Here is a 5,127-nt window from a genome sequence, read left to right as displayed (position 1 = left end):
CAAATGAACAAATGGTTAGCAGCTCTGCCTAGTTATTTCAAGCAATGTCTTGATCTTTCAGGGTGCGAAAGTTGAGTGAATAATATAACTTGTCGTAATGATCAACAAAAGTATCGCTGCAATAATTGAAAAAAGTATCATGATGCGTTTAAACACTTTCTTTCAACCACCCCTCTTAGGATTTTTACTATCCATCAAGACCAACAGAAGACACCATGGCTTTTAGAGTTCTAAAAGATAATCGATAAACTGCAGCTTTTGACCATTCATTTCGAATTCATCATCATCTATACACACTTGTTTAAAACCGTTTTTTTCAAGAATCCTTTGAGATGCAATATTATTTGTTGTTGTTTTTGCTTTAATCTTTTTTACACTGATTTCTGTTTCTAATAGTAGCTTTAAGGCTTTAGCCCCTATTCCTTTGCCTCCATATTCTTGACCCACTCTATAACCAACTTCTGCTATATCATTCGTTGTATCTATATCTACTAAATTAATTCTTCCAATAATATTACCGGTGTTATCTCTTATTAAGTAGAATTTTGATTTTTCTTCCTGTTGTTCTGCTAAAAGCTCTTTATGTCTTATTTTAAACGTTTCAAAATTATAATACTCTTCTCCACGACTAGGTACCATTTGTTCAAAAAATAGTCTATTATTCTTTTCAATCTTAAATAATTCTTCTGCGTCACGTTCTTGTAAGCTATTAATTGATATTTCCAAGCTAACTCATCCCCTTGTTCTGAAAAATATGTAATGTAATCCATATTTAAGAAAAAACAAACTCTTTACGACATCATACCGAAGAGTTTGTTTTTAATCCATTGGAATCCTGACATGAAGAAATATATACACATTCCTTTCTGGCGCATCACATATATGTATAACGACTCGAATAAAGAGAAAATCACCCCTCTAAATCTTTCAATCGTCTCCGAATAGTAGCTTCTGAAACGCGAAGTATTCGTGCAATTTCTCGATTACTTTTTCCAGCATCCTTTAAATGCAGCAATTGTAATTCATTTATAGCTACTTTAGGCCGTCCGTTTGAATTTCCTCCACGCCATTCCTTATTTTTCTTTTTACTTCTCAAAAATTTCCCCAGCATTTTCTCACCTTCTCATACGTTATAACTCTAAAATACCAGTTATAAGGATTTTTTTATAAAAAAAGAAAGCAGATTTTTATATCTACTCTCTTGATTGTTTAGGAAAAATATAAAAATAAAAAACGAAACCAATGATAATTGCGGGTGGTAAAGCAATTCCTATATTTTGTACAAATGCACTTGCAAGTAGTTTAAAAATCTCAATAATATCTTTAGATAAAATGTTTTGATACTGTTCTGCACCTGTCAAACCTCTGATTATTAAGGTTACAGCAAAAATAATGATATAACTAATTAAGCTATATTTAATACTTAACTTTATTTTTTCTTTATCATCGTTCTTTTCCTCCAATAACAATGTTTCCACACTGATATCTAGAATCTCCGATATCTTCAGCATATTTCTCTTACTCGGATAACCATTCCCAAGTTCCCATTTAGATATAGACTTATCACTAACATCCAAAATCTCAGCTAGTTCTTGTTGAGTGATTCCTTTTTCTTCTCGATATCTTTTTAGTTTTAAACTTAAAATATTCTTCTCCATTTTATTACTCCCCCCTTAATTTAGGTTCATCACTAAAAGTCGTGGATGACTTTTGGTAAAACGTATACTATGTGAATAAGTTGATTGGAGTGGAGACTGGGCGACTCCTTGGGGATCAGCAATAGAGGAACGAAGGCTAAAACCATCACGTCCTGTGATAACGCCTTCGTGACCAACCTCGTGTTGGCCCGAGACCCTGCAGCGAAGCGAAGCGGCTCATCGGACGCCCCCAGGAAAGCGCCCAGTCGGAACGGAAATCAACCACACGTTTTGGTGATGATCCTTAATTTATGGTAATTATCACATATTGGAATTTCTATTAACAGGAATTTTCGAAAATAGAGGAAAATAGAACACTATACAAAAATGCGACAAAACTCATTAAATAGGTTTTTGTCGCACTTTTTATTGGAAACTCATCTGAAATTACTATAAAACTTATATATTCTTCTTTGAAAACTCGGTATGCAGCAAACTATAGATCAACATATCTTTACATTCTCCAGTAACACTATGGCATTCAAATTGTCTTAAGCAGCCTTCTTCCTTAAAGTTGAATTTCGACAGTAACTTCTTTGAAGCTATATTTTCTTCCGTGACAATTGCCTGTATTCTTACTAAACCTAACTTATTAAATCCTATTGATAATACTTCCTTAACAGCTTCCGACATAATGCCACGATGCCAATATTCTTCAGATAATTCATAACCAATTTCAGCTCGTTTGCCTACAAATTCACTTAAAAAAATGGTACCAATAATTTCATCGGTTTCTTTGTTAGCAATAGCAAAACGAATAATCCAGCCTTCCTCATAGCCTTTGTTCCAAAAATTAATTACTTCATAACTTCTTTCTAAAGTTTCTGGTCCATTCCAATCGAGATAACAATATACATTTTCATTTGAATAATAATTGAATAACGTAGGACCATCCTCCAACTTCAACTTTCTTAATTTAATGCGTTCAGTTTGTATTGACGGAAAAGATGTTCCTAATAATTTGGTAAAGTTCATTTTTTTCCTCCTTTTTTTGAATGAATATCAAAATAAACTAAAGATGGAAATTCAAAAGAAGCTGATTAAATTATACCCAGCCTAGATTGCCTGAAAAAACCTCATACATAATTCATAAAGGAAAATAAGCCAATGTGGTCAAAAACCACACTGGCTTATACTATTCTATTCTTCTTCTTTTCTCTTTTAATAAAATTCTTTGAATACTCTTCGAAGACAAATAATATTTTTCACCTAAAGTAGCCGTGTCCGCTCCCGATAGATAATCGTTATAAATATTACAGTCTCTTACATCCAATTCTTTTCTTGTAGCAGTATTGGATCCCCAGTCTTTTTTATGTTCTGCTCTCCGCGGTATATAAATATATTCACCATCAACATATTCTTGTATTAACTCTAGCAACTCAGCTGGTAGAATATGCTTTGCTTTTTTATAGCTCATATTTGCACTCCTAAATTTAATATTTTTTAGGAAGAGCAAAGGCTATTTTATTTATCTTATATTGCAATAGCCTTTGCTATGCAAAAAAAGTATACCCTCTCATCAAACAATCCCCCTTGTATTTCTGTAATTTTGTTCCATCATATACCATTTAATCAAAAATACAAAGGGGTTTTATAGATTCCTGTAAGCATTATTATCGATATACAAATAAAAAAGTACATTAGCGATATTTCTGCTAATGTACTCGCCTAACACATCACTTTGAAACTCTATTCTTTACTTATTAGTTTTAATTTTTCATAGCCCTTTATATTTAAGCTTAGTTGTTTTTCCTTACTCCAAATACTATATGGGTATACTAAATTAACAACGGTTTTCCCATCTTTCAATTCTGTAGTAACTCCTCTTGCATAAAAGGACTCTCCTTTTTCGTTTGTTAATGCCCATTCAAAAAATTGATTTTCATCCTCGGAAAGATCGGCGTCGACCATTAAAGATACATGCATAGAGCCATTTGTAAGGGTTGCTGATTGAAGTTGAATGCCCTCAACAGCATTTTCTGCTTTAAAAGGTTGCGTTACAATCGTTGTTGGCGTCAATGTAAACGACCATTTTCCATTAACAGTGACTAAACCTTCCTTTTCCGTTGAAAAGCGAATCGTTTCGATTACTAATTGAGCGTTCTCTAAAGAAGGCCATGCCTTTTCGTTGGACTCTAATAAAAGTTCTACTATCATAGATTGATCGTTCTCTTTTAGCATATTCTTATAATGGCTTGCCGAAATGTCTGTTGGGGCGAGAGGCTTTGTATCTGAAATAAGGGAATCAATTTCTGTTCCTTTTGAATCATACATACGATATTCGATGAATACGTCATAAATATCTTTTATATCAATATTTTTCGGTAAAATTTCCATTCCCACCCCTACTCGATAGGCATCAGCAAATGTATTTTCAAGTGTAACCGTAACATCTTGTGAGCTTTGCGATACACCAACATATTGTACCTCTCCGTTTTGACTAGCCAGTTCAATCCCAGCGTCCTCGAACCCTAGAAATGCTTTTATTTTGGCCATTGCTGTATCATTAGACAAAATCACACCCGAAGCGAGCACTGCACATGCAGCCGCAACTGAAATAGGCTTCAACCAACGTTTTTTTGTCTTTTTCTTTGATTTAGAGCGAATCTCTGTATATGAACGATCAAAAGCTTTTTGCACAATTTCCGGTATTTCTTGTTCTCTATTCATTTCCTCATGTAAACGGTCGTCTAATGATTTTTTCATAGTAATTGTGCCCCCTCAACATAATAATTATTTTTCAAATATTGCTTCGCTCTAGAAATCCTCGACTTAATCGTCCCTTCTGATTCATGAAGAAATTCGCTAATTTCTTTTGTTGTGAGCCCATTCACATAATAAAGCGTTAAAGCAATGCGATTGTTCTCATCTAGACTCTCTAATGCATCATCAAGCTCAAGTGAAATTTGATCTTGGTGTCGCAGTTCATGCAATGTCGTTACATCTAGCGGTACAGTACGCTGATCCTGCTTCATAAAGCGATAGCAGTTATTTAAAAGAATTCGACAAATCCATGTATTAAAATATTTTGCTTCTTTTAGAGAATCTATTTTTTCAAACGCTGTCAGTATTGTATCTTGAAGAAGATCTGCAATGTCCTCATCTTTTAAACCAAGTCGTTTGGCCGTCCTATAAAGTGTCATTTCATATTGATGGATTAATTGTATAAATGCTTCTCCATCTCCCTTCTTTGCTTTTTTTACAAGAAACTCGGATCGCATGTAATCACCTCTTTTTCTCTTACATACCGTTAGAGCATTTTGATTGATAGTTAGTTGCATCAATTTTTATTTTATTACACTAAAAAAGCAACCGGCGAAATAACAGTCGGTCGCTACCTACTAATATAAATTTTCAGGCGTGTTGATTAGGAAAAAATAAGTTTATTATTGAGCGATAAAAGGATTTTTCCGTTACCACTTTGCCAATA

The 5,127-nt window shown here is 33.7% G+C and carries 7 protein-coding genes; all 7 read right to left on the bottom strand.

Annotation, left to right across the window (positions count from 1 at the left end):
* Nucleotides 1-222: 222 nt before the first annotated feature.
* A complete protein-coding gene (locus AMS59_RS00185) occupies nt 223-726 on the bottom strand; it encodes a GNAT family N-acetyltransferase (RefSeq protein WP_053481763.1) in 504 nt (167 codons plus the stop codon).
* Nucleotides 727-910: 184 nt separating this feature from the next.
* On the bottom strand, nt 911-1,111 hold the full coding sequence (locus AMS59_RS00180; RefSeq protein ID WP_053481762.1) for a helix-turn-helix domain-containing protein: 201 nt from the start codon (nt 1,109-1,111) through the stop codon (nt 911-913).
* A gap of 82 nt (nt 1,112-1,193) precedes the next feature.
* Nucleotides 1,194-1,658: a helix-turn-helix transcriptional regulator gene (locus AMS59_RS00175; RefSeq protein ID WP_053481761.1), complete on the bottom strand. Its 465-nt coding sequence runs from the start codon at nt 1,656-1,658 to the stop codon at nt 1,194-1,196.
* A 438-nt stretch (nt 1,659-2,096) separates the two neighbouring features.
* Nucleotides 2,097-2,672 (bottom strand): GNAT family N-acetyltransferase, encoded by a 576-nt coding sequence (locus tag AMS59_RS00170; RefSeq protein ID WP_053481760.1) that lies wholly within the window; start codon nt 2,670-2,672, stop codon nt 2,097-2,099.
* A 160-nt stretch (nt 2,673-2,832) separates the two neighbouring features.
* Complete coding sequence (locus tag AMS59_RS00165; protein ID WP_053481759.1) at nt 2,833-3,114, bottom strand: CD3324 family protein; 282 nt, start codon at nt 3,112-3,114, stop codon at nt 2,833-2,835.
* Nucleotides 3,115-3,386: 272 nt separating this feature from the next.
* Nucleotides 3,387-4,403: a DUF4179 domain-containing protein gene (locus AMS59_RS00160; protein ID WP_053481758.1), complete on the bottom strand. Its 1,017-nt coding sequence runs from the start codon at nt 4,401-4,403 to the stop codon at nt 3,387-3,389.
* The gene (locus AMS59_RS00155) at nt 4,400-4,918 is read right to left on the bottom strand and encodes an RNA polymerase sigma factor (protein WP_053481757.1); all 519 of its coding nucleotides are present in this window, start codon (nt 4,916-4,918) and stop codon (nt 4,400-4,402) included. Before AMS59_RS00155 ends, AMS59_RS00160 begins: the two co-directional genes overlap by 4 nt.
* Between the last annotated feature and the right edge of the window lie 209 nt (nt 4,919-5,127).

The organism is Lysinibacillus sp. FJAT-14745 (assembly GCF_001275675.1).
GTDB lineage: Bacteria > Bacillota > Bacilli > Bacillales_A > Planococcaceae > Lysinibacillus.
Note: the sequence above shows the minus strand (reverse complement) of the source record. Positions and strands in the feature narration are given on the sequence as shown.